This is a genomic window from Apilactobacillus sp. (genome assembly GCF_025290035.1).
GTDB lineage: Bacteria > Bacillota > Bacilli > Lactobacillales > Lactobacillaceae > Apilactobacillus.
Genome location: NZ_JAMBKT010000001.1, coordinates 30435 through 52172, shown reverse-complemented (window position 1 = coordinate 52172; position 21738 = coordinate 30435). Strand labels below are relative to the sequence as shown.

Annotated in this window: 24 protein-coding genes and 1 other annotated feature; all 24 genes read right to left on the bottom strand. The window is 32.7% G+C overall.

Features of this window, described 5'->3' with window-relative positions:
• Positions 1-25: 25 nt before the first annotated feature.
• Positions 26-1585, bottom strand: a complete 1560-nt coding sequence (locus M3005_RS00265) for a HAMP domain-containing sensor histidine kinase (protein ID WP_293792679.1) — start codon at positions 1583-1585, stop codon at positions 26-28.
• Entirely contained in the window at positions 1582-2268 is a 687-nt protein-coding gene (locus M3005_RS00260) for a response regulator transcription factor (protein WP_053949977.1), read from the bottom strand. Before M3005_RS00260 ends, M3005_RS00265 begins: the two co-directional genes overlap by 4 nt.
• 260 nt (positions 2269-2528) lie before the next feature.
• The gene (rpmF, locus tag M3005_RS00255) at positions 2529-2708 is read right to left on the bottom strand and encodes a 50S ribosomal protein L32 (RefSeq protein ID WP_041152237.1); all 180 of its coding nucleotides are present in this window, start codon (positions 2706-2708) and stop codon (positions 2529-2531) included.
• A gap of 62 nt (positions 2709-2770) precedes the next feature.
• The gene (locus tag M3005_RS00250; RefSeq protein ID WP_293792675.1) at positions 2771-3325 is read right to left on the bottom strand and encodes a YceD family protein; all 555 of its coding nucleotides are present in this window, start codon (positions 3323-3325) and stop codon (positions 2771-2773) included.
• An 86-nt stretch (positions 3326-3411) separates the two neighbouring features.
• Complete coding sequence (locus tag M3005_RS00245; protein ID WP_293792673.1) at positions 3412-4539, bottom strand: nucleotidyltransferase; 1128 nt, start codon at positions 4537-4539, stop codon at positions 3412-3414.
• 5 nt (positions 4540-4544) lie between these two features.
• The gene (locus M3005_RS00240; RefSeq protein WP_293792672.1) at positions 4545-5279 is read right to left on the bottom strand and encodes a class I SAM-dependent DNA methyltransferase; all 735 of its coding nucleotides are present in this window, start codon (positions 5277-5279) and stop codon (positions 4545-4547) included.
• 1 nt (position 5280) lies between these two features.
• Complete coding sequence (gene rsfS, locus M3005_RS00235; RefSeq protein WP_293792670.1) at positions 5281-5637, bottom strand: ribosome silencing factor; 357 nt, start codon at positions 5635-5637, stop codon at positions 5281-5283.
• Between the two features lie 14 nt (positions 5638-5651).
• Entirely contained in the window at positions 5652-6263 is a 612-nt protein-coding gene (gene yqeK / locus M3005_RS00230; protein WP_293792669.1) for a bis(5'-nucleosyl)-tetraphosphatase (symmetrical) YqeK, read from the bottom strand.
• Positions 6256-6873, bottom strand: coding sequence for a nicotinate-nucleotide adenylyltransferase (locus M3005_RS00225; RefSeq protein WP_293792668.1), 618 nt, complete (start codon positions 6871-6873; stop codon positions 6256-6258). The genes yqeK and M3005_RS00225 overlap by 8 nt, the downstream gene beginning before the upstream one ends.
• Before the next feature lie 14 nt (positions 6874-6887).
• Complete coding sequence (yhbY, locus tag M3005_RS00220) at positions 6888-7199, bottom strand: ribosome assembly RNA-binding protein YhbY (RefSeq protein WP_293792667.1); 312 nt, start codon at positions 7197-7199, stop codon at positions 6888-6890.
• Positions 7200-7213: 14 nt separating this feature from the next.
• Entirely contained in the window at positions 7214-8347 is a 1134-nt protein-coding gene (yqeH, locus tag M3005_RS00215; protein WP_293792665.1) for a ribosome biogenesis GTPase YqeH, read from the bottom strand.
• A complete protein-coding gene (locus tag M3005_RS00210) occupies positions 8334-8870 on the bottom strand; it encodes a YqeG family HAD IIIA-type phosphatase (RefSeq protein ID WP_053949967.1) in 537 nt (178 codons plus the stop codon). Before M3005_RS00210 ends, yqeH begins: the two co-directional genes overlap by 14 nt.
• A 103-nt stretch (positions 8871-8973) precedes the next feature.
• On the bottom strand, positions 8974-9330 hold the full coding sequence (gene rplT, locus M3005_RS00205; RefSeq protein ID WP_034531196.1) for a 50S ribosomal protein L20: 357 nt from the start codon (positions 9328-9330) through the stop codon (positions 8974-8976).
• Between the two features lie 42 nt (positions 9331-9372).
• The gene (rpmI, locus tag M3005_RS00200) at positions 9373-9561 is read right to left on the bottom strand and encodes a 50S ribosomal protein L35 (protein ID WP_034531197.1); all 189 of its coding nucleotides are present in this window, start codon (positions 9559-9561) and stop codon (positions 9373-9375) included.
• A gap of 47 nt (positions 9562-9608) precedes the next feature.
• Positions 9609-10118, bottom strand: a complete 510-nt coding sequence (gene infC / locus M3005_RS00195) for a translation initiation factor IF-3 (RefSeq protein ID WP_053949966.1) — start codon at positions 10116-10118, stop codon at positions 9609-9611.
• A gap of 38 nt (positions 10119-10156) precedes the next feature.
• Positions 10157-10296 (bottom strand) — a sequence feature (ribosomal protein L20 leader region).
• Positions 10297-10342: 46 nt separating this feature from the next.
• Positions 10343-12286, bottom strand: coding sequence for a threonine--tRNA ligase (thrS, locus tag M3005_RS00190; protein ID WP_293792629.1), 1944 nt, complete (start codon positions 12284-12286; stop codon positions 10343-10345).
• A gap of 331 nt (positions 12287-12617) precedes the next feature.
• Positions 12618-13550: a primosomal protein DnaI gene (gene dnaI, locus M3005_RS00185; protein WP_293792627.1), complete on the bottom strand. Its 933-nt coding sequence runs from the start codon at positions 13548-13550 to the stop codon at positions 12618-12620.
• A 2-nt stretch (positions 13551-13552) separates the two neighbouring features.
• Complete coding sequence (locus M3005_RS00180; protein WP_293792624.1) at positions 13553-14926, bottom strand: replication initiation and membrane attachment family protein; 1374 nt, start codon at positions 14924-14926, stop codon at positions 13553-13555.
• A 12-nt stretch (positions 14927-14938) separates the two neighbouring features.
• Positions 14939-15409 carry a transcriptional regulator NrdR gene (gene nrdR / locus M3005_RS00175; RefSeq protein ID WP_293792622.1) on the bottom strand — a complete coding sequence of 157 codons (471 nt, stop codon included), beginning with the start codon at positions 15407-15409 and terminating at the stop codon, positions 14939-14941.
• Between the two features lie 17 nt (positions 15410-15426).
• The gene (gene coaE, locus M3005_RS00170; RefSeq protein WP_293792620.1) at positions 15427-16011 is read right to left on the bottom strand and encodes a dephospho-CoA kinase; all 585 of its coding nucleotides are present in this window, start codon (positions 16009-16011) and stop codon (positions 15427-15429) included.
• Positions 16012-16013: 2 nt separating this feature from the next.
• Positions 16014-16847, bottom strand: coding sequence for a bifunctional DNA-formamidopyrimidine glycosylase/DNA-(apurinic or apyrimidinic site) lyase (mutM, locus tag M3005_RS00165; protein WP_293792618.1), 834 nt, complete (start codon positions 16845-16847; stop codon positions 16014-16016).
• A 19-nt stretch (positions 16848-16866) separates the two neighbouring features.
• On the bottom strand, positions 16867-19515 hold the full coding sequence (polA, locus tag M3005_RS00160) for a DNA polymerase I (RefSeq protein WP_293792616.1): 2649 nt from the start codon (positions 19513-19515) through the stop codon (positions 16867-16869).
• A 105-nt stretch (positions 19516-19620) separates the two neighbouring features.
• On the bottom strand, positions 19621-20316 hold the full coding sequence (locus M3005_RS00155) for a Bax inhibitor-1/YccA family protein (protein WP_053949958.1): 696 nt from the start codon (positions 20314-20316) through the stop codon (positions 19621-19623).
• A 76-nt stretch (positions 20317-20392) separates the two neighbouring features.
• Positions 20393-21724 (bottom strand): UDP-N-acetylmuramate--L-alanine ligase, encoded by a 1332-nt coding sequence (gene murC, locus M3005_RS00150; RefSeq protein WP_293792612.1) that lies wholly within the window; start codon positions 21722-21724, stop codon positions 20393-20395.
• Between the last annotated feature and the right edge of the window lie 14 nt (positions 21725-21738).

The following is a 21738-nucleotide window of genomic DNA, read 5'->3' as shown; positions in this document are numbered from 1 at the left end:
GAGCTGTCAATGACAGCTCTTTTTTTTATTTGGTATTTTTAGCATCTAATTGTTTCAAATGTTCTACTTTATCTTTTGATAATATTGGGAATGAAATGGTAAATATTGAACCATAGCCCGCAGAGCTTTCAACATTAATTTGCCCATTATATGCTTCCACTAGACGTTTAGCGATTGATAATCCAAGTCCATTCCCACCTTGATTACGGCTTCTAGCCTTATCTACACGGTAAAAACGGTTAAATATCTTATTGATACTTTCTTGGCTTAATCCTTCACCAAAATCTTGAACGGCAATATCTACGTATCGATACTTTCTAGAAAGAGAAATATGAATTTCTTTTCGTTGTTTAGAGTACTTAACTGCGTTATCCAATAGGATAATCAATATTTGTTCTAAATGATTTCGATAGATTTGTACAATTGTTTCGTCATCAATATCATCATCTAAGATAAACTCATAATCTGGATGAATCATCTTAAAATCATTGTATTGTTGATGAACAACGTCTTGTACATCCGTAGTCTTATTACCATAGTTTATTTCGACTTGTTCAGCTCTTGATAAATCTAACATTTCTTGAACTAAGCTCTTCATTCTATTAATTTCATAAATAGAAGACTTAATAGATTCATCCAAAACTTCTGGATCATCTTTCCCCCATCTAGAAAGCATATCTAAATGGCCTTGAATTACGGCAACTGGGGTTCTTAATTCATGAGATACATCTTCAACGAATTGTTGTTGTTGATCAATATATCTTTGCATAGTGTCAATCATATCATTGAATAGATCACCTAAATCGGTTAACTCATCATTTTGAGTTAACTTAGGCACACGACTATCCGTTTCTGGAGATTCCTTAACACTATGAATAGTGTTAGAAATAATACGAATTGGTCGAAGCATATACGATGATAAAAAGTATGACAATGCAGCTGAGAAGAAGATACCAATTATAAGAATAACAAATAAGATTCCAGCTAATTTATTGATATACAAATTATAATCTGACATTGAATCAACAACTCTTAAATACCCAATTAGAGCGTGCATCTTATCAGATGAATAAATTGGTGAATCTAAAACTAAAACAGTTTTACCATCACTTCTGGTGATTACAGATTTTCTTGATTCTACAGGCTGAAATTTATAAATCTTTTTTGGTGACTTCTTTGATGAAAAGATTGGTTCTGATTGATTATTGTATACACTAACAACGATATCTTTACTGAATAAATTAGTGTAAATAGAATCAGAATATACGTTCATTGCCATTCCGTTATTAGGAGTAGCACCCTTTAAATTATTGTTAGGACTTAAGACGTCATTAACTTTTTCAAAATCTAAAGGTTGATTAACATGACTTAATCTACTAGAGATTGTTACATCTGATTCAACTGTACGTGCGTTTTCCTGATGTAATAAAACATCAGAAAATCGATTATAGATTAAAAAAGAAAAAATTGATAGGATAACAAAAATTATAATTGCTGAACCAATTGACCATTTCCACTTTAGAGAAAACCATCTTCGATTACTACTTACTGTCTTTGATACTTTATCATCATTGAGGGGTATCATGATCTCATCACGTAACCGGTTCCTCTAACAGTTTGGATATAGCTCTTTTGATCTGGTCTATCAATTTTGTTTCTTAGGTAACGAACGTAAACATCAACAACGTTTGTTTCTGCACTTGAATCGTAACCCCATACCTTAGTTAATAAAACATCTCTAGCTAATACAACATTAACGTTTTCCATTAATGTTAATAGTAATTCGTATTCACGTTTAGTTAAATCAATGATGTCGTCGCCGCGTTTAACAATGCGACTTTCTTTTTCTACTGTAATATCCTTAAAGTAAACAACTTTTTGATCTTCAGCACTTTCGTCACCTTCGATATCAATACGACGAAGTAAAGCTCTAACACGTGCTAATAATTCTTCAATAGCAAATGGCTTAACAATGTAGTCGTCAGCACCGTGATCAAAGCCAGAAACACGGTCAATAACTGAATCTCTAGCAGTCATCATAATGATAGGAGTAGTCTTCTTTTCACGAAGTCTTCTAGCAACTTCCATACCATTTAACTTAGGTAACATTAAGTCTAAAAGAATAACGTCATAATCGTTATTAAGAGCTTCTTCTAGCCCTTCACGACCGTCTAAAGCTACTTCGGTATCATAACCTTCATGCTTTAATTCTAACTCTACAAATCTAGCTAAGCTTTTTTCGTCTTCAATTATTAAAATTCGGCTCATTTAAGTACACCTCTCCATTTATTTTAGAAAATCTTAACTTACTTTGTATATTTTATCACAATTTTTCTCATAATAGAAGAGCATAATCCGAATATTATTATTAAAAACTCAACCAAAATGACTCTATTGTCGGATAAAATAAAAAATCGATTTGTTTAATTGATTATAGTTTAATATAAAACTAATAATAAATAAATAATTTTATATTTAAAATAAAAAAAGCTATCAGAACCCATGGTGTTCTGATAGCTTTTATTTAATTAGTTGTTTTCATTAACAACTTGTTTTCCATCATAGTATCCACAACTAGGACATACAATGTGAGGTTTACGTAATTCACCACAGTTTGGGCAAGCACTCAAACCTGGGTTAGCCAACTTAATGTGACCACGACGCATACCCTTCTTAGCTTTTGAAGTTCTTCTTGCTGGTACAGCCAATGCAAAAACCCCCTTTTTATTATAAAATATCCACTAGTGAAAAAAATTTTTAAGTCTTGCAACTAGTTATCACTATCGTTAAAGAAATTCTCTAACTTAGCAAGACGTGGATCTACTTTTTTATCATTTGCCTCTTGTTCAGCGAAGTCGTCTTCTGAAATTACCGCCCAGTCATTACCTTCTGGCATTTCATTACTTTCGATTTCATCCGGAGACAAAATGTGCATTGGAATTTGTAGAATGATGTTATCGGCTACAGATTGATCAAAATCAATTAAACCGTCATCATCTACTAGAAAAGCAACATCATCTTCTCTTTCGCGTTCTTTAAGTCTAGCTTGTGTATCTACATAAACTTCATCAATAGTGAAGTCTAGTGGTAAATCAACAGGCTTTAAAGAACGCGAAGATGGTACAACTACCTTTCCTGTTACATGAGCGTTAACAATCACATCACCTTTTTCATAAAAGACATGTGCTTCAACATGAATGTCATCATCTGCAGAAATAACGTACTTGCTATATCTACTCATGATATCATCTGATAGATTAATGTCTTCACTAGTTGATAGTGGTTGATTCTTGTATTCGGAAAGTTCTTTTACGAACCATTTCATGTCTATTCCTCCTAATGCAACAGCGTTTATTATACATATTAAGACGTTAGTTTGTCAAGGTCATTTCCTTGATACCATCCCTTTTATTAATAAATAATTGGGTGTTTCCCTACATCTTGTTTTCTATTATTAATACTTTCGTAAATTTTACCAGCATTTACATCAAATTTTAGTTCATTTTCAGATAAATGCTTATCAATTTTAGTAATAATAGGTAGATTTATATCCTTTTTAATATGGTTTAAATAACCATTACCAACTTTGTTAAAAGCTAGTATACGAGCGTATTGACTACCTAAATCATCATCTTTTTTCCAATTTAGTAATGTGTAAACACATAACCTTCTAAGACGTGAATAGGTATATCTTTTCGATTTAATTAAATAAATAAACTCATCAAAAGTATTTGATTGATAAATAAATTTCTTAAATCGATATTCTAACCCCTCATTCATTTGATAAATATTTTCCAACTCATGAATTGAACTAGTTGTAACCTTATACTTTAACAATGGCCAAAAATCAGCCCATGAACATATTTTGTTAAATACGCTTTTATCATATGCAGTTGGTAAAAACTTAATAGTTTCATCAATTCGATTAGTTTCAATAGCATCCCTAATTGATGAAGCACTTGCCATTTTAATGTCGTGATTCAATTCCTTATCGTGATGATTTGAACCTTTACGGAGAATCGGCACTAACTGCATATGATGTTCCATACTGTTATTAGCAATTGCGTAGTTTAACGCTAACACATCATTGGGATCACTAATACGTTGTCCAGTTACCCCATCAATAGCTTCTCGAATCAAACCAGCATAGGATTGCTTGTAATCATTATTTACGAATTTTGAATTACTCAAGTCTTTTTTAGCTAATCCTTCGAAGTCTAATTCTGGATGTTCACTACCAAATGCTAACCATTCGCATTTAAAATTAGCTAAAATTTCTACTGCCTTTTGAGCAAATATATCGGCAGGTTGAACCGCTGATTGCACAGGCAATTCAAGGACTATATCGGCTCCATTATTTAATGCAATTTCAGCTCTTTGCCATTTATCAATTATCGCTGGTTGTCCTCTTTGGACCCAGTTTCCAGACATGACAATAATTACTATATCGGCTCCAGTCGTTTTTTTAGCTTGTTCAATCTGATATTTATGACCATTATGAAATGGATTATATTCAGCTATAATTCCGACTGCCTTCATAGTAACTATCCTTTCTTACATTTAAAGAACCATCTAGTGGTATCTTCACTAATCTCTTCATTACCAAAATTAGCAGATACCTCAATTGAACTAAAGCCAACTTTTTTCAATAGATTTAAATATGTTTGTAATTCATATGTTCTTTCGAAATGAGTCTCACTAAACTGATCATATGCATCGATGTCTTCATTGTAGGTGAAGAAAACTAAATCATGTTCAACTGAATGGTCATATTCACCAATGTATGATTGCCATTGAAAAGCATTTTCATCATCATGATAGTTATACATATAACCGGGATACACAACATCAGTTTGATATGGTGTAATCACGTCAAATAAAAATGTTCCATTGTCACTTAAATGATTTAAAACATTTTCGAATGTAGTCTGTAATGTTTCTAAATCTGATAAATAGCATAATGAATCGTCGAAACATGTAATAACGTTGAAATTAGGCAAGTCTGATAAGTCAGTCATATCACCTTGAATTAATTCAACTTTATTTTCTTTATCTCTAAGTCTTTCATCAGCTAATGTAAGCATGTCGTCGGATAAATCCATCCCACTAACCTGATATCCTTCATCAGATAAGAATGATAATAGTCTCCCTGTACCACATGCCATGTCCATGATGGATTCATCTTTAGTTACGTTATTTTTAACATATGATAACCATTTATCATACATTGTTTCATCAAATAACTCATCATAGAATTTAGCAAACTTTTGATAAATCATATTAGTCGTTTACCCAACTGTCGATATCAACGTAGTCTGCATCAGACCATAATTTTTCTAGGTTGTAGTATTCACGTTCATCTTCTTGGAATACATGAACAATAACATCCCCCATATCCAACAAGATCCATTTAGCTGTATCTTTTCCTTCAACAGCTTTAACGTTGATTCCAGCTTCTTCAGCTTTATCGGCAATTTCTTCTGAGATTGATTTTACCTGTCTATTTGAAGCAGCATCCATGATTACAAAGTAATCTGCCATTAAACTCACTTCATGTACATCTAATGCTACGATGTTATGTGCTCTTTTACTGTCTCCAGCTTTTACAAGTACTTCTAATTGTTCTTTACTGTTCATTATTGAACTCCTTATTATTTGATATTTGATCCGTTTACCCATGCATTATAAGTATCAATTGTTTTAGGATAAACTGGTTTATTTTCACTGATTAAAAATTCTAATGTGTGTTTAGTTTGATAAGCAACACCATCAGCTAAATCGTTGAATGTAATCTTTCTAGCTTCTTCTACTCCGGGAAAATCTCTTCCCATTTCAATATAATCGGCCATGTAAACGATTTGTTCTAGTTTAGACATATACTTAGCACCTGTTGTATGGTGCTTAATTGAATTAAGAATATCGATATCGGTTACTCCCAATTCATCTTGAACAAGTAAATATCCTACTTCTCCATGCCAGATGGCATTTCCATAATGCAATAGTAAATCATCCAAATGATATTTTTTGATGACATCTAAAAAGTCATCATCTGGTCTTTGTTTAGCATAATCATGACATAATCCGGCAACACTAGCTTTTTCTACATCTTCTCCATTTTGCTTAGCTAACTCAAATGCCATTTGTTCGACACGTAAAACATGTTCAAATCTAGATTGGGTTAATGCATCATCAAGTTTTTGAATTAATTCTTCTCTTGATAATGGAATATATTTACCAGTGTATGTTAAATCAATATCATTCATATAAATCATGCTCCTTTATATATTTAGCGACTACATCCGGAACCAAGTAACGAATTGATTGACGGTTCTTAACTAATTTACGGATCATAGTTGAAGAAATATCTAACTTAGGTACATCCACCCAAATTACTGGATATTTAGTAGTCATTGGATAGTTTTCTCTTCTGACACCAACAAAATGAGTTAATTTAAAAAGCTCATCTACTTTATACCATTTAGGTAAGTATTCAACCATGTCACCCCCAATTATAAAGTAATATTCATAATCGGGATGTATCCTATTTAATTCTATCATAGTGTTATATGTGTAACTGGTTGTTTGATTAATGATTTCAATCATTTCAATATCGAAATCATCATTATCGTTTATCGCAACATTAACCATGTTTGTTCTATCAGTAGCATCAATTGCCTCTTTATGGTCAATGTGTGGCGGAATAAAATCCGGCATGAAATATACCTTTTCTAAACCTAATTGACTGCGAACTTGTTCGGCAATAAACAAATGACCATTATGAATAGGATTAAAGGTTCCACCAATAATACCAATTTTTCTTTTATGATTTGATACGTTCACTTGACTTACTGTTTGCACTTTTTGATCATGCATGGTTAAAAACACCTCTACATATTTCTAACTTCGACAGAATAAATTTGGAATTTTTCTTTACTTGCAGGCAAGAATAGAAGCAAAGTCTTACCAATAGTTTGAACAACATTAATATTACTATTGCTTTCAATGTATTCTTGAACATCTTCAACTTCTAAGTCTGAGTTTTGTTGGATGTTAACTTTAATTAATTCTCTTCTGTGAAGAGCATCAGTAACTTGTTCCAACCATGTTTCATTTAAACCGTTTTTTCCAATTGAGAAAAGTGGTTTCATTCTATTAGCTTGAGATCTTAAATATCTTTTTTGTTTTCCTCTAAGTTTCAAATTATTACTCCTCTTTAAATCATTGCTTTTCTAATTAATACTGCTACACCTTTTGGTGCCCATCCAGCAACTACAACATCAGCTGGAACAGTAATCCAACCTAACCCTTCAAAAACTAAATCAGATTTTTGATTAGTTTTAAATTCAAATCTAACTAGTTCAGGGAAATCTTCAATTGATTCTGGACTAGGTGGTGTTAATAGTTCACCAAAATGTTTTTCATAAAATGCATCTGCATTTTCTAACTTGGTACGGTGAATCAATAAGTTGTTTTCAACATAAACTGTAAATCCATGTTTTTTATCACCTTGAACATAATCAAATCTAGCGACACCACCGAAGAATAGTGTTTGTGATGGATTAAGTTGATATACCTTAGGCTTAATTGGCTTTTGTGGTTGAACAATTTTTAAGTCCTTACCATTTAAGTAATGTGCCATTTGTTCCTTATGAATGATACCTGGTGTATCAACTAACTCATGACCATCTTCTAAATCAATTGTTATTTTATCCAAAGTAGTACCTGGGAATCTTGAAGTTGTAATCAACTCTTTAATTCCAGTGTTTTGACGGATGATTTGATTAATTAAAGTGGACTTCCCAACGTTAGTAACCCCGACAACATACACGTCTCGATCTTCTCTTAGCTTATTAATGTTATCCAATAAATCATCAACGGATTCATTTGTCTTAGCTGATACTAATTCAACATCAATCGGTCTAATTCCGGCTTCATTAGCTCTTTGACGTAGCCAGTCCTTTAGCTTAGTTCTCTTAAGAGAATTTGGAAGTAAATCAGCTTTGTTACCAACTAACATAATTGGATTATCCCCTACGAATCTGTGTAATCCAGGAATTAAACTACCATTAAAATCAAATACATCAACCAAGTAAACTATTAATGCATCGGCATCACGAATTTGATTTAACAATCTTAAGAAATCATCATCAGTTAAACTAACAGGTGAAATTTCATTATAATGTCTCAATCTAAAACAACGTTGACAGTAAATTTCACCTGTTTCTTTACCTTTTTCAAGAGCAGAATTAGGTGTAAATCCTAAGCCTTCTGGATCGTCTGTTTGAATTACAGCTCCACATCCTATACATCTTAGTTCTTCATCTTGTATTTGATTAATTTCTGTCATTAATATCCTCCTGCCAGTCTAAATCACTGAACTTCTTTCTTAACTTTTTCCATATTACTGATTCAATCATACGATTAGGCTTTGTGTTCCATGCATCAGATTCGATTAGTGGTTTTACCAAAACGCTTCGTACATTTGCGTTGTTTGAAGCCCATACGTCAGTTAACAATTGGTCACCCACCATGATAACTTGTTTTGAATCTAAATTATATTTTTTTAAAGCCTGCTTAATTCCTCTTGGAAGAGGTTTGCAAGCTCTAGAGATGAAGTTAAGCTTTAAACTTTCTAAAGCTCTCTTCACTCTATTATGTTTATTATTAGAGATGACAATCAATTCAATATTGTATTTCTTTAATTGATCAATCCAATCTCTTAGTTGAGGAGTACCATCTGGATTATTCCATGGAATCAATGTATTATCTAAATCACTAAAAACAGCCTTAATGCCCATATCCTGCAATTTAGATGGTGAAATACTGTATATAACTGGAATCATCCAAGTTGGTTTAAATTTAGTTATCATCATAACACTCCTCAAATTTATGTATTATGGGGCACAATTGTTGTGTCCCATATAAGAAAAAAACTCCCACCTACTTACCTTAAGTGGTGAAAGTTTTTATAAATTATTTAATAGCTTTCTTTGCAGTTTCAGCTAATGAAGCAAAAGCTTTTTCGTCGTTAACAGCTAAGTCAGCTAACATCTTACGGTTCATTTCAATGTTTGAAAGTTTCAAACCGTGCATTAATTTACTGTAACTTAGACCGTTCATACGAGCAGCAGCATTGATACGAGCAATCCATAATCTTCTGAAGTTACCCTTGTTTGCTCTACGATCACGGAATGCATATTCACGTGACTTCATAACTTGATCTTTAGCAGTCTTGAATAGACTGTGCTTACCTTCACGGTAACCTTTAGCTTCTTTTAAAACACGCTTACGACGTGCGTGAGTAACTGTTCCACCCTTAACTCTTGGCATATTTAAATCCTCCTAATTGTATGTCTTACTTAAAAGTTTTAATTAAAACATCTTTGTGTATTTGCTTGCTAATGTATCGTTTACCATGCTTGTACCACGTAGGTTACGACGTTGTTTCTTAGTCTTACCGTGGAAACGGTGACTTGTAAATGCGTTAGCACTCTTTAAACCACCTTTGGCAGTCTTCTTGAAACGCTTTGCAATTGCACGATTTGATTTAGTCTTTGGCATTGAAAAAATCCTCCCTTAATTTAACTTTAAGTATTATAAAATACTATCTAATTTTTATCGCTTGATTTAGGTGCGAGCATTAGGAACATACTTCTTCCATCCATCTTTGCTCGTTGAGTAACGCTAGCAACATCTGATGTAGAATCTGCCATTCTGTTTAAAACATCACGACCAATTTCCTTATGTGTGATGGCACGTCCCTTAAAGCGAATTGAAACCCTAACTTTTTCACCTTTTTCGATGAAAGTCTTAGCTCTTTTTAGTTTGGTATTGAAGTCATTAGTATCGATAGTAGGACTCAATCTAATTTCCTTAACACTAACTACTTTTTGCTTCTTACGAGATAGACGAGCTTTCTTTTGTTGTTCAAAACGGTATTTTCCGTAATCAAGTACTTTTGCTACCATTGGCTTAGCCTTAGGAGCAACAACTACTAAGTCAAGACCTGCAGCTTCAGCAATTTGCATTGCTTCGTCCTTTGTCTTAACTCCTAATTGATCACCGTTTGCACCGATTAAACGAAGTTCACGAGCTCGAATTCCATCATTAACCATCATATCGTTTGCTATGGTAATTCACCTCCAAGTTTATTAAAAAGCAGAAAAAAGCGGGAGCCCACAATTGAGCACCCGCTTTTGGTCCCTTAAAAAACATTTTAAGGGTTAAACCGATATCATGCCTAGCCATCTTTAAACGATAACTCAGGCGAGAAGCGGGATGCTTCTGCTTTTTCGTTATTTATATAGTATCAAGATATATGATACTTGTCAACAACATTTAATTATTTTTCTCTTGAGTAGTTATTAATGTCTGCTTGAATTTCTTTTACGAAATCATCAATGCTCATGTTTACAGTATCTTGTTCACCATACTTACGAACTGATACTTCATTAGCATTCTTTTCGTTTTCACCAACAACGATTGTGTATGGAATCTTGTTAGTTTGGGCATCACGAATTAAGTAACCCATCTTTTCATTTCTATCATCAACACTAGTACGGATACCTAGAGCAGCTAATTTGTCATTAACTTCTTTAGCGTAATCACCGTATTTTTCCATGCTAACAGGAATTACTTTAACTTGTTTTGGAGCTAACCAAGTTGGGAATGCACCCTTATAAACTTCAATTAGGTAAGCAATGAATCTTTCCATAGTTGAAACTAATCCACGGTGCATCATAACTGGACGGTGTTCTTGACCATCTTCACCAACATAGCTTAGACCAAATCTTTCAGGTAACATGAAATCTAATTGAATAGTTGATAGTGTTTCTTCATTACCCATTGCAGTGTATGTTTGAACATCAAGCTTTGGACCGTAGAATGCAGCTTCACCTTCAGCTTCAACATAGTCTAATCCTAAATCATCCATAGCACCTTTAAGCATTGATTGTGATCTGTTCCACATTTCTTCATCATCAAAGTACTTTTCAGTATTCTTAGGATCTCTGTAACTTAATCTGAAGTGGTAGTTCTTAATATCGAAGTCTTTGTATACTTCTACCATTAAACCTAAAACCTTCTTAAATTCATCTTGAATTTGTTCTAGAGTTAAGAAAGTGTGACCATCATTTAATGTCATTTCACGAACACGTTGTAGTCCTGATAAAGCACCTGATTTTTCATATCTGTGCATCATTCCTAATTCCGCAATTCTCATTGGTAGTTCACGGTATGAACGAATGTGGTGTTTGAAGATTTGAATATGACTTGGACAGTTCATTGGTCTTAATTCAAGTTCTTCACCATCACCCATGTCCATTGGTGGGAACATGTCTTCACGGTAGTGTTGCCAGTGACCTGAAGTCTTATATGCATCTAGGTTCATTAGAACTGGTGTAATAACATGTTGGTATCCGTTAGCTAATTCCTTATCAATGATGTATCTTTCAACAACACGTCTGATAGTAGCACCATTTGGCATCCAGTAAGCTAAACCGGCACCAACTTTAGGATCAACAAAGAATAGGTCAAGTTTGTTACCAATAACTCTGTGATCTCTTTCTTTAGCTTCTTGACGTCTGTTTAAGTCTTCTTCTAAATCAGCTTTCTTAAAGAATGCAGTTGCAAAAATTCTTTGTAGCATTGGGTTAGAAGATTTACCTTCCCAGTATGCACCAGCAACTGAAAGAAGTTTGTATTCTTTAACTGCCTTAGCTGAAGGTAATACAACACCTTCACCTAGACCAAGGTAATCTCCGATTTGGTAGAATACAACTTCACCATCTTTAGCCATTTCGTTAACTAACTTAGCTTGGTATGGATCGCCATCAACTTGTTTTAGTGCATCATCTAGTGATAATACTTTTCTTTCAATTTTAACGTCGTCTTTTACCATTTTGTTAATACGTTCTTCTGCTAATGGTAATTCGTCAGCACTAACTTGGCTATCGCGTTTATCTGTATCAACAAAGAAGCCATCGTCATTTGCAGTACTTTCACCAAATTGAATGTTATTAAATTGATCTGCTAATGCAGCTTTTAATAATTGAGCAGCAGTTTGACGTAGTACCTTCAAACCATCTTCAGAATCTTTTGTAACGATTTCAATTTTTCCACCTTTTTCTAAAGGTAAATCAATATCAACCATTTCTCCGTCGATTTTACCTGCTACAGATTTTTTAGCTAAACTAATTGAAATTGATTTAGCGATATCTTCTGTAGTTACACCTTGATCAAATTCTTTAATGCTTCCGTCAGGAAACTCAAATGAAATTTTTGCCATTATTATGCACTCCCTTGTCTAATTTTCGAATGAAAACAAAAAACGCCCCCAGTATCTTAAGATACTAGGGACGTCTAAATAAACGTGGTTCCACCCGAATTCTACTCACATATATAAATACGTGAGCCTCATAATAGTTGATAACGAAACAACCCGTGTCAGAATTTTCCTCTGCCTAATAAATAAAAGTGGTAACTTCAATAATAATCATAGAAACACTTCCAGCAAATGTGCTTCCTCCCTGAATGTTAATTATTAAAATCATGTCTTTTATTAACTGTCTTTATTATCAATATTGTAACCACAATTGTCAAGAATAAATTACTAATTTCTATTGAGGTCTTCTATTTTTTCCAAATAAAGATACCTCTTTCGATAAGAAACGAACTCTTTGCATGATTCTCTTCGCCTTCAATGGTTCTTCTTCACCCTTGTTATTTACAGCAAGATGTTCTTTTTCGAACTGATCCATTGAAAAGTTTGAAGTAAAGAATGTGCTAAGTGCATTTTGCATACGATATTCAAGAATAACTCCTAAAATATCATCCCTAACCCATGATGACATTGAATCAGCACCAATATCATCCAAGATTAATACTGGTGTTTTCTTAATTGTATCTAGTTTATCGGATACCATGTTATTGGAAATTGCGCTCTTCATTTCAACAGCAAAACTTGGGAAATGTACTAAAGTCACCTCAGTACCGTTTTTAGCTAATTCATTTGACATTGCAGCAATTAGAAATGTTTTTCCAACACCAAATTCTCCATATAGATACATCCCTTGGTGCCATCCCTTAGGGTCGTTACTATATTCATTAATAAAATCAGTTACTTTAGCCATCGCATCTAAACGGTAGTCATTTTCATCCAAATCAAATTGACTTAGACTAACATTTTTGATGTTCTTAGGCATTGACACTGCATGAATTCTCTTCAAGATCTTATTTTGTTTCATGCTTTCGATCTTTTCTTTAGTAGGAACGTATGATATATCAATTAATCCCTTTGAAACTACTAATATGGGAGTGTATCCCGGAACATTAGTTGGTTCATTGTTGTTAATCTTATTTTTTTGTTGGACAAACTCATAAAGTTTAGAAATTGATTTTCTAACCGCATTTTCTGCTAAATTTTCTTTATTTTCGTCTAAAAATGCTTTTACTTCGTCATCCTGCAAAGCCAAAGAAACTAATTGGTCATATTTTTGACGATACTTAGGTTCATTGATTTTATTACTCATTTCTTCACTTAAGTTTCTCATTATTAACCCTCATTTCTATTGTTTTGCATTTGCTTAATTCTTTCTTGTAATGCTTTTTTCTTATCTGCATTAACTTTACCATAATCCTTGGGTTTATTATCTTCTTTTGCCCAATCAGGTAATGTTTCTTTTACCACATTTTTACGTTGATATCTCTTATTAGACTTAGGCGCAGCACTTGTCTTAGTACGATCTTTAATAAATTGTAATGCTTGTTCAGCACTCTTAATTTTATTTTGTGACCAATCATCAGCAATTGCTTCAAATAAGTTCCTATTGAGTCCTGAATTACCTAAATCGATTAATATGTGATAAGTAATCATGTTAATCACTTCAGAACTAAGGATTTGTCTTTCAACAACACTACTAATGATTCTTTCTTCGTTACTGTGAACATATCCACCCTTAGCTCGTTTTAATGAATTTAAAAATTCCATTGGTGAATATTGACGCATTGATTTAACAAGCTTATTTTCCATTTCGTTTAAATTAACATTAGTATTTTGCTTGTTATTAACATTGTTACTGGAGTTTTCTTGTTTTCTATTGGAAGTAGTATTTTGGAATCTTCTAGAAACAATTACTTTAAACTTCTTCGGATCAAACACGTTATTAGCAACATTAGTAGATTGTTCAATTAATCTAGCTGTCGTGATTTCATCAATACCAAACAATTCATGCTCTGTATTAATTAAATTAATGTTTTTCTTTACGTCAGTAATATTTACAAATGATTGGCTCAAAATATCTAGTAACAAGTTAAAGTCGAAATCGTCACTCTTAGGTAAATCAACAACTTCACTACTACCAACATTTGATGATAAGTTATTCTTGATATTTTTAATTACATCAGGTGTATCTTTAATCTCACTATCTTTAATTTTAAACACTTGAAGAAAGTTTTGTGAGATATCTTCGTAATCTTCAAGATTTATTGTTTCTGTTTTTAATTGTTCAAAGATATCTAAATATCTGTACTCACCAATAATTTGTAATAGTGAAACACTCAATAAATCATCCATGAAGAATTTGGTAGCTTCTAATGGACTAACCAATTGATAAACAAAACTTTCGTTGTCATCTTTTCTTTTTACAAACGTCTTTATTAATCCAACGGCTTCGAGTTTGGTTCTAGCATCTAAAATCGATTTAATATCTGAATTTAAATACGTAAGTAGTTCAACATGGTTATGTTCTTTTAACGGGTTCTTTTCTTGGCTCATTCGCCATAAGACATTAATTAATGTGTACGCCAAAGAACCCACAATTGGCTGGTACAAAATATCAAGAGATTCTCTTTGTGTATCAGATAATTGTGAGTCATTAGTTAGTATAAATTTGGATTGCGGATTAATTTCTAACCATTTCTCGGTCATACATATTCCCCACTACTTTTTATTTTTGTGATCTTTATCTAAAACTTCTTTTAATTCGTTGTAGAAAACGGTCATATCCTTAAATTGACGATAAACACTCGCAAATCTAATGTAGGCAATGTCATCAACATTAACTAGTTCCTTCATCACATATTCACCAATTAATTGACTTGATACTTCGTTTTCACCCAATGATCTAATTTGATTTTCTACTTTATCAGCGATAGATGTCATGGCATCCATAGGTACCGGACGTTTTTCAGCAGATCTGATTATCCCACGGAGGATCTTTTCATGATTAAATTCTTCACGATTACCATTGTTTTTAATTACTAGTAATGGTGTTTGTTCGATTCTTTCAAATGTTGTATATCTGTAATTACAATTTTCGCATTCGCGTCGACGTCTAATCACTTGGCCATTTTCTGCTGGTCGACTATCAACAACTCTGGAAGAGTTTTTATGACAATGAGGACATTGCATATTATCGTTCACCTCAGTTAATCTATATTATTAAATAATTTTACCACTTGAGAGCGTGTTTGCATAATACTACCGTTACTATCAATAACATCGTTAGACAATTGTTCTTTAATATTTAAAGGCCATTGACTATTAATTCTTTTTAGCGCCTCTTCTTTGGTTAAATTATCTCTACTCATTAATCTCTCAATTTGTTTATCTTGATCACATGACACGGTGATTATTCTATCACAAACGAAATGATATCCATTTTCAAATAAAGTGGGTGCGTCTAAAATCACAATTGATTCTTTGGACGAATTAATTTTACTATATATTTCACTACGGATAAACGGATCAATAATTCTGGTTAACTCTACAAGTTGCTTTTTATCTGAGAAAACAATTTGTGCTAATTTGGTTCTATTTAACTCACCATTAGATAATAAAATATCTGGACCAAAAAAGGCAGCAATAGCTTTTAGCCCTTCGCTGCCTTTTGATTGGACATGGTGAGTAATTAAATCAGCATCAATAATTTGATATCCGCAACTTAATAAGTATTGAGAAACAGTGGATTTGCCTGTCGCAATCCCACCAGTTAATCCAATTACTCTAGTCATATTTATTCAACCACTTTTCTTTGGCAATTTGGACAATAAGTTGTTCCTCTTTGAGCAACTTTTATCTTTTCCAATAGTGTATCACATCTTTCACAAGGTTCGCCCTTACGTCCATAAACATGTAGATGGTTTTGGAACTGTCCTGCTTCCCCAAACGCATTGGAGTATGAATGAACAGTAGTTCCATGTCCCTTAATAGCCATTTTAATTTCAGCAATAATATTCTTTCTTAATGCTTCAATTTCTTCATCGGTAATTAAGTTCGTTTGTGTTTCTGGATGAATTGATGTTAACCAAAGAACTTCATCACAGTAAATATTACCTAATCCGGCAATATTACTTTGATTTAATAGGAATGGTTTAATTTTTCCTCTAGCTTTATTCATGATTGATTTCATGTAATCAAAAGTTAAAGTTTCATCAGTTGGTTCTGGACCAATAGTACCTAGTCCGGATAATGTCTTTTCATCCCCATTTTTTACTAAGTACATACGACCAAATTTTCGACTGTCTTTATATCTTAGTTCACGATCATCATCTAAATGGAAAATAATATGAGTGTGTTTGGTTGGTTCAGTTCCATCTGGTTCAACATCATACTTTCCTTCCATTCTCAAATGAGAAACAAGGGTCATATCATTATCAAATCTAAACAATAGATATTTACCACGACGATCAATTCGAATGATTTGATGTTTTTGTAGTACGTCTTTGAATTCCTTTTCAGAAACATTAATCATTTTTGGATATAAAACATCAATAGTATTAACTTTAGCACCCTCTACTAATTGGGTAAGCCCTCTTCTAACAGTTTCAACTTCAGGTAATTCAGGCATCTTTCTAACCTCACTTAAATTATTTCAAGCTGTACCAACTATTCCCATAATGACTTTTTACGTTTAATGGGACGTTTAATTTCACAGCAGAGTCCATTACTTTAGGAACTAACTCTTCTAAAATTTCAATTTCTTCGCTAGGTGCTTCAAAAATCAATTCATCATGAACTTGAAGTAACATCTTAGCTTTTAAATTACGTTTTTCTAGTTCTTGTTCCATTTTAATCATCGCAATTTTGATAATATCAGCAGCACTACCTTGAATTGGTGAATTCATAGCAGTTCTTTCTGCAAATGATCTTAAATTAAAGTTCTTAGCATTAATATCTGGCAGATATCTACGACGATGTAAGATAGTTTCAACATACCCTTTTTCTCTTGCACTGTTGACGCTATCTTCCATGTATTTTTTAACCCCTGGATATTCATCAAAATACTTTTCAATGAATTCTTTAGCATCATTTCTACTAATTCCAGTATTTTTGGCCAATCCAAAATCTGATATTCCGTAGACAATTCCAAAATTAACAGCCTTTGCTTGTCTTCTATATTCTGGAGTAACCTCACTATTATCGGATAATCCAAATATTCTTCTTGCAGTAGAAGCATGAATATCATCATTATGGATAAATTCATCTTGCATATTCTTATCTCCAGAAATAGAAGCTAATACACGTAGCTCAATTTGGGAATAATCTGATGAAAAGATTTGCCAATTACTTTCACTAGGGATGAAAGCTTGTCTAATCTTACGTCCTTCTTCTGTTCTAACTGGAATATTTTGCAAGTTAGGATCAACAGAAGATAATCTACCTGTTTGCGTAAGTGTTTGCAAGTATCTTGTATGGACTTTATTATCAACGTGAATATCTGACAATAATCCTTCGACATAAGTGGATAAAATTTTAGAATATTTGCGGTATTCCAATACTTTTTCTACAATTGGATAATCTGGTGCTAATTGTTCCAAAACACCTACCGCAGTAGAATAACCAGTTTTAGTTTTCTTAACTACTGGTAATTGCATCTTATCAAATAAAATTTCTCCTAATTGTTTAGGAGAAGCAATGTTGAATTCTTCACCTGCATCATTATAAATTGATTGCTTAATCTCCAACAGTTTTTCGGAAATTTTTGATTTCATTGAAATTAAGATGTCTTTATTAATTACAACTCCCGCTATTTCCATTCGTGCTAAAACAAATGATAATGGTAATTCAACATCTCTATATAAGTCTAATTGATCATTTGATTTCAATTCATCAAACAACTTATCTTTTAAGCTATTAATCGCATTAACTTTTCGAGCGAAATGGTCAAACAAAATATCATCATCAGGAATTGCTCGCTTAGCACCTTTTCCATAAACATCCTCGTCAGATTGAACATCAAAATAATCATGGCGATTAGCTACTTTTCCTAAATCATAACTATTATCGTTAGTATCTAATAGATAAGATGCTAAAAGTAAATCGAAATCGACATTGTTTAATTTAATACCTAGCCTATTTAATCCGACGTATGTTCGCTTACCATCAAACACATTTTTACTGATTTTATCACTTTCAAGTAAAGCTTTTAAATTGTCATCCATTAATAATTCGATGTCTCTTGAAATGTAGTTAATTTCATCGACTTTCATCGCAAATCCAATATAATCCGCCGTATGATAGTTATCTCCATCAATTCCGAGGTAAAAACTTACGTTTGAACCATCTTTAACATCAATTTCTTTGGCATTATCCGAGTTTAATTCAACGAATTCAACTTTATCCATTGTTTCAACTTGATCAGCACTCATTTCGCTTAAGAACTTTCTAAAGTTCATTTCACGATAGAAATTAATCAAATCTTCAATATGGTCACCATCATAAACAGTATCGTCTACAGTTATTTCAATAGGTGCATCCCGATTAATAGTGGCTAATTTTTTTGCTAAAAATGCATTTTCTTTATCTTCAGTTAAATGTTCTAGTAACTTCTTACCACTAACTTCATCTAAATGTTCATATAGATTTTCAACACTACCAAATTGAGTAACTAGTTTTAAGGCAGTCTTGTCACCAACTCCAGTTACACCGGAATAATTATCAGAAGAATCACCCTTTAGCGCTTTCCAATCAATGATTTGTGCAGGTGTAATCCCCATTGTTTCTTTAACATAATCAGTGTCGTATCTTACAACTCCAGAAACTCCACGATTTGAAATAGATACAGTTGTTTTATCTGAACATAATTGAGTTAAATCATTATCACCAGTTACGATCGTTGTTTCAAATCCTAGTTGATCTGCTTCCTTTGATAAAGTTCCAATAATATCGTCGGCTTCGTAATTATTTAATTGATAATATTTAATTCCACGATTTTTTAGTAATTTTTTTACATAATCAAATTGTTCTCTTAATTCATCCGGAGTCTTATCACGTCCAGCTTTATAATCAGAATACATTTCAGTTCTAAATGTAGTTTTTCCAGCATCAAAAGCAACCAAAACATTAGTTGGTTTAAATTTATCTAGCATGATGTTTAACATATTGTTAAACCCAAAAACTGCATTAGTATGTATACCTTCGTTATTAACGAAACTGTTAACCTGATTAATTAAAGCAAAGAATGCTTTATAGGTTATACTGTTTCCGTCGATCAATAATAATCTTTTCTCAGACATATAATTCTCCTTATCGTTTTCGATAATTTAATTTTAACATGTACATATACTATTATTATATAAAAAATAAAAAAGATGGTGTTGTAGAAACACCATCTTTTTTTACTATCTATCGTTATTTGCGAATCCAAAAATACTTAGTAAGTGAATAAATAAGTTAATGAAGTCCATGTATAGAATCATTGCCCCACTTATTGCTAAACCATTTTCAGAAACTTCTGAACCATATTCGTTAAATGATTGTTTAATCTTTTGACTGTCATATGCAGTAAAGGCTGTAAAAATAATAACCGCGATAAATGAAATAAATAAATCAAATAGCGGGTTGCCTAGGAAAATGTTGATGATACTTACAATAATTAGCGCAAATAATGCTGCCATTGCTTGAGTACCAACTTTATCCAAGCTCTTCTTTGTAGTAACCCCAATTAATGCCATAACAGCGAAATCAATTGTTGTTGTTAGGAAGGCTTCTGCAATTGCAGTTGAACTGTATGCCATAAAAATGTATGAGAACAATCCACCTGTTAAAGCAGAGAAAACAATCAATGAAATGAACCCTGCAAAAGCATTACGCAATGCAAGATTTTGTGTTGTGAACGCTAATACCATCCAAAGAATAAGTCCAACGATTGATGCACCAGCGTTGAATGTAACATGGTACATTCCACCCATTAGGTAAGCAACAAGTCCTGAAATTAAAACTGAAAGGGTCATCCATCCGTAAGTCTTAGTTAAGAAACGGTTCATACCAAATGCGTCATTAACTAATCTACGTTCTGATTGATCATAGTTATTCATATTTTTTTATAATCCTCCTAAGAATCCTTTAATAGGTTAAAAACATTTTAACAGATTAAATAAAAACTACAAGAATTTAATTCATATTATTTGTAACATCATTTAAAAGATTTTCGTAAATACGTTCATAGTTTTGAATATCTCCAGCACCCATGAAAACAACAACTGCATCATGATATTCCAATAATGGAGACATATTATCTGCTTCAATTAAGCCACCATTTTTAGTGATTTTTGCAGCTAAATCAGCACTAGAAACATTTCCAGATTTTTCTCGAGGTGAACTGTAAATCTTAGTGATGTAAACGTCATCCGCCTTATTCAAACTAGTAGCAAAATCATCTAAGTAAGCGATAGTTCTACTAAATGTATGTGGTTGGAAGACTGCAATAATTTTTTTATTTGGATATTCTTGTCTCGCAGCATCAATAGTTGCATCAATTTCTGATGGATGATGTGCATAATCATCGATAATAGTCATATCTGCTACTTTTCTTTGTGCAAAACGTCTCTTTACACCTTTAAATGTATCAAATTCATTTTGGACTTCTTCCAAATTATCATGTTCAAAATATGAAACAGCAATAACTGCTAAAGCATTTAACACATTGTGTTCACCGTATGAGTGAATTTGGAAGTGACCAATTTTTTCGCCTTTGTATTCAACATCAAATTCTGATCCAGAAGTACTCTTAACAACGTTAACAGCTCTAAAATCATCATCTTCTCTAGTTCCATAGTAATAAATTGGAACATCAGCTTTGATATCTCTTAGATTTTCATCATCGCCCCATGCAAAGATACCTTTCTTTGTTTGGTTAGCAAATGATTGGAATGCACTTTTAACATCATCAATACCTGTATAGTAATCAGGATGATCAAAATCAATGTTAGTCATGATTGCGTAATCAGGACTAGTAGCTAGGAAGTGACGACGATATTCGTCAGCTTCATAAGCAAAAAATCTTGCTTCAGGAACACCTTTACCTGTTCCATCACCAATTAAATAATCAGTAGGAGCAATTCCAGATAATACGTGTGCTAGTAATCCTGTAGTACTAGTTTTACCATGGGCACCACACACACCAATACTAGTATGTCCTTTAATCATTTCGCCAAGAAATTCATGATATCTAAATACTTCTAGACCCATTTCTCTTGATTTTTTGATTTCTGGTTGATCATCTGTAAAAGCATTTCCTGCAATTACAGTTAGTCCTTCTTTAATATTATCAACATTGAAAGGAAGAACTTTAATTCCTGCTTGTTCTAATCCCACTTGAGTAAAAGTATATTTATCAATGTCAGAACCTTGTACTTCATATCCTCTATCTTTTAGGATTCTTGCCATTGCCGCCATTCCAGTACCTTTAATGCCGACAAAATGATATATCTTCTTTGCATCCATATTTAAATGCTCCT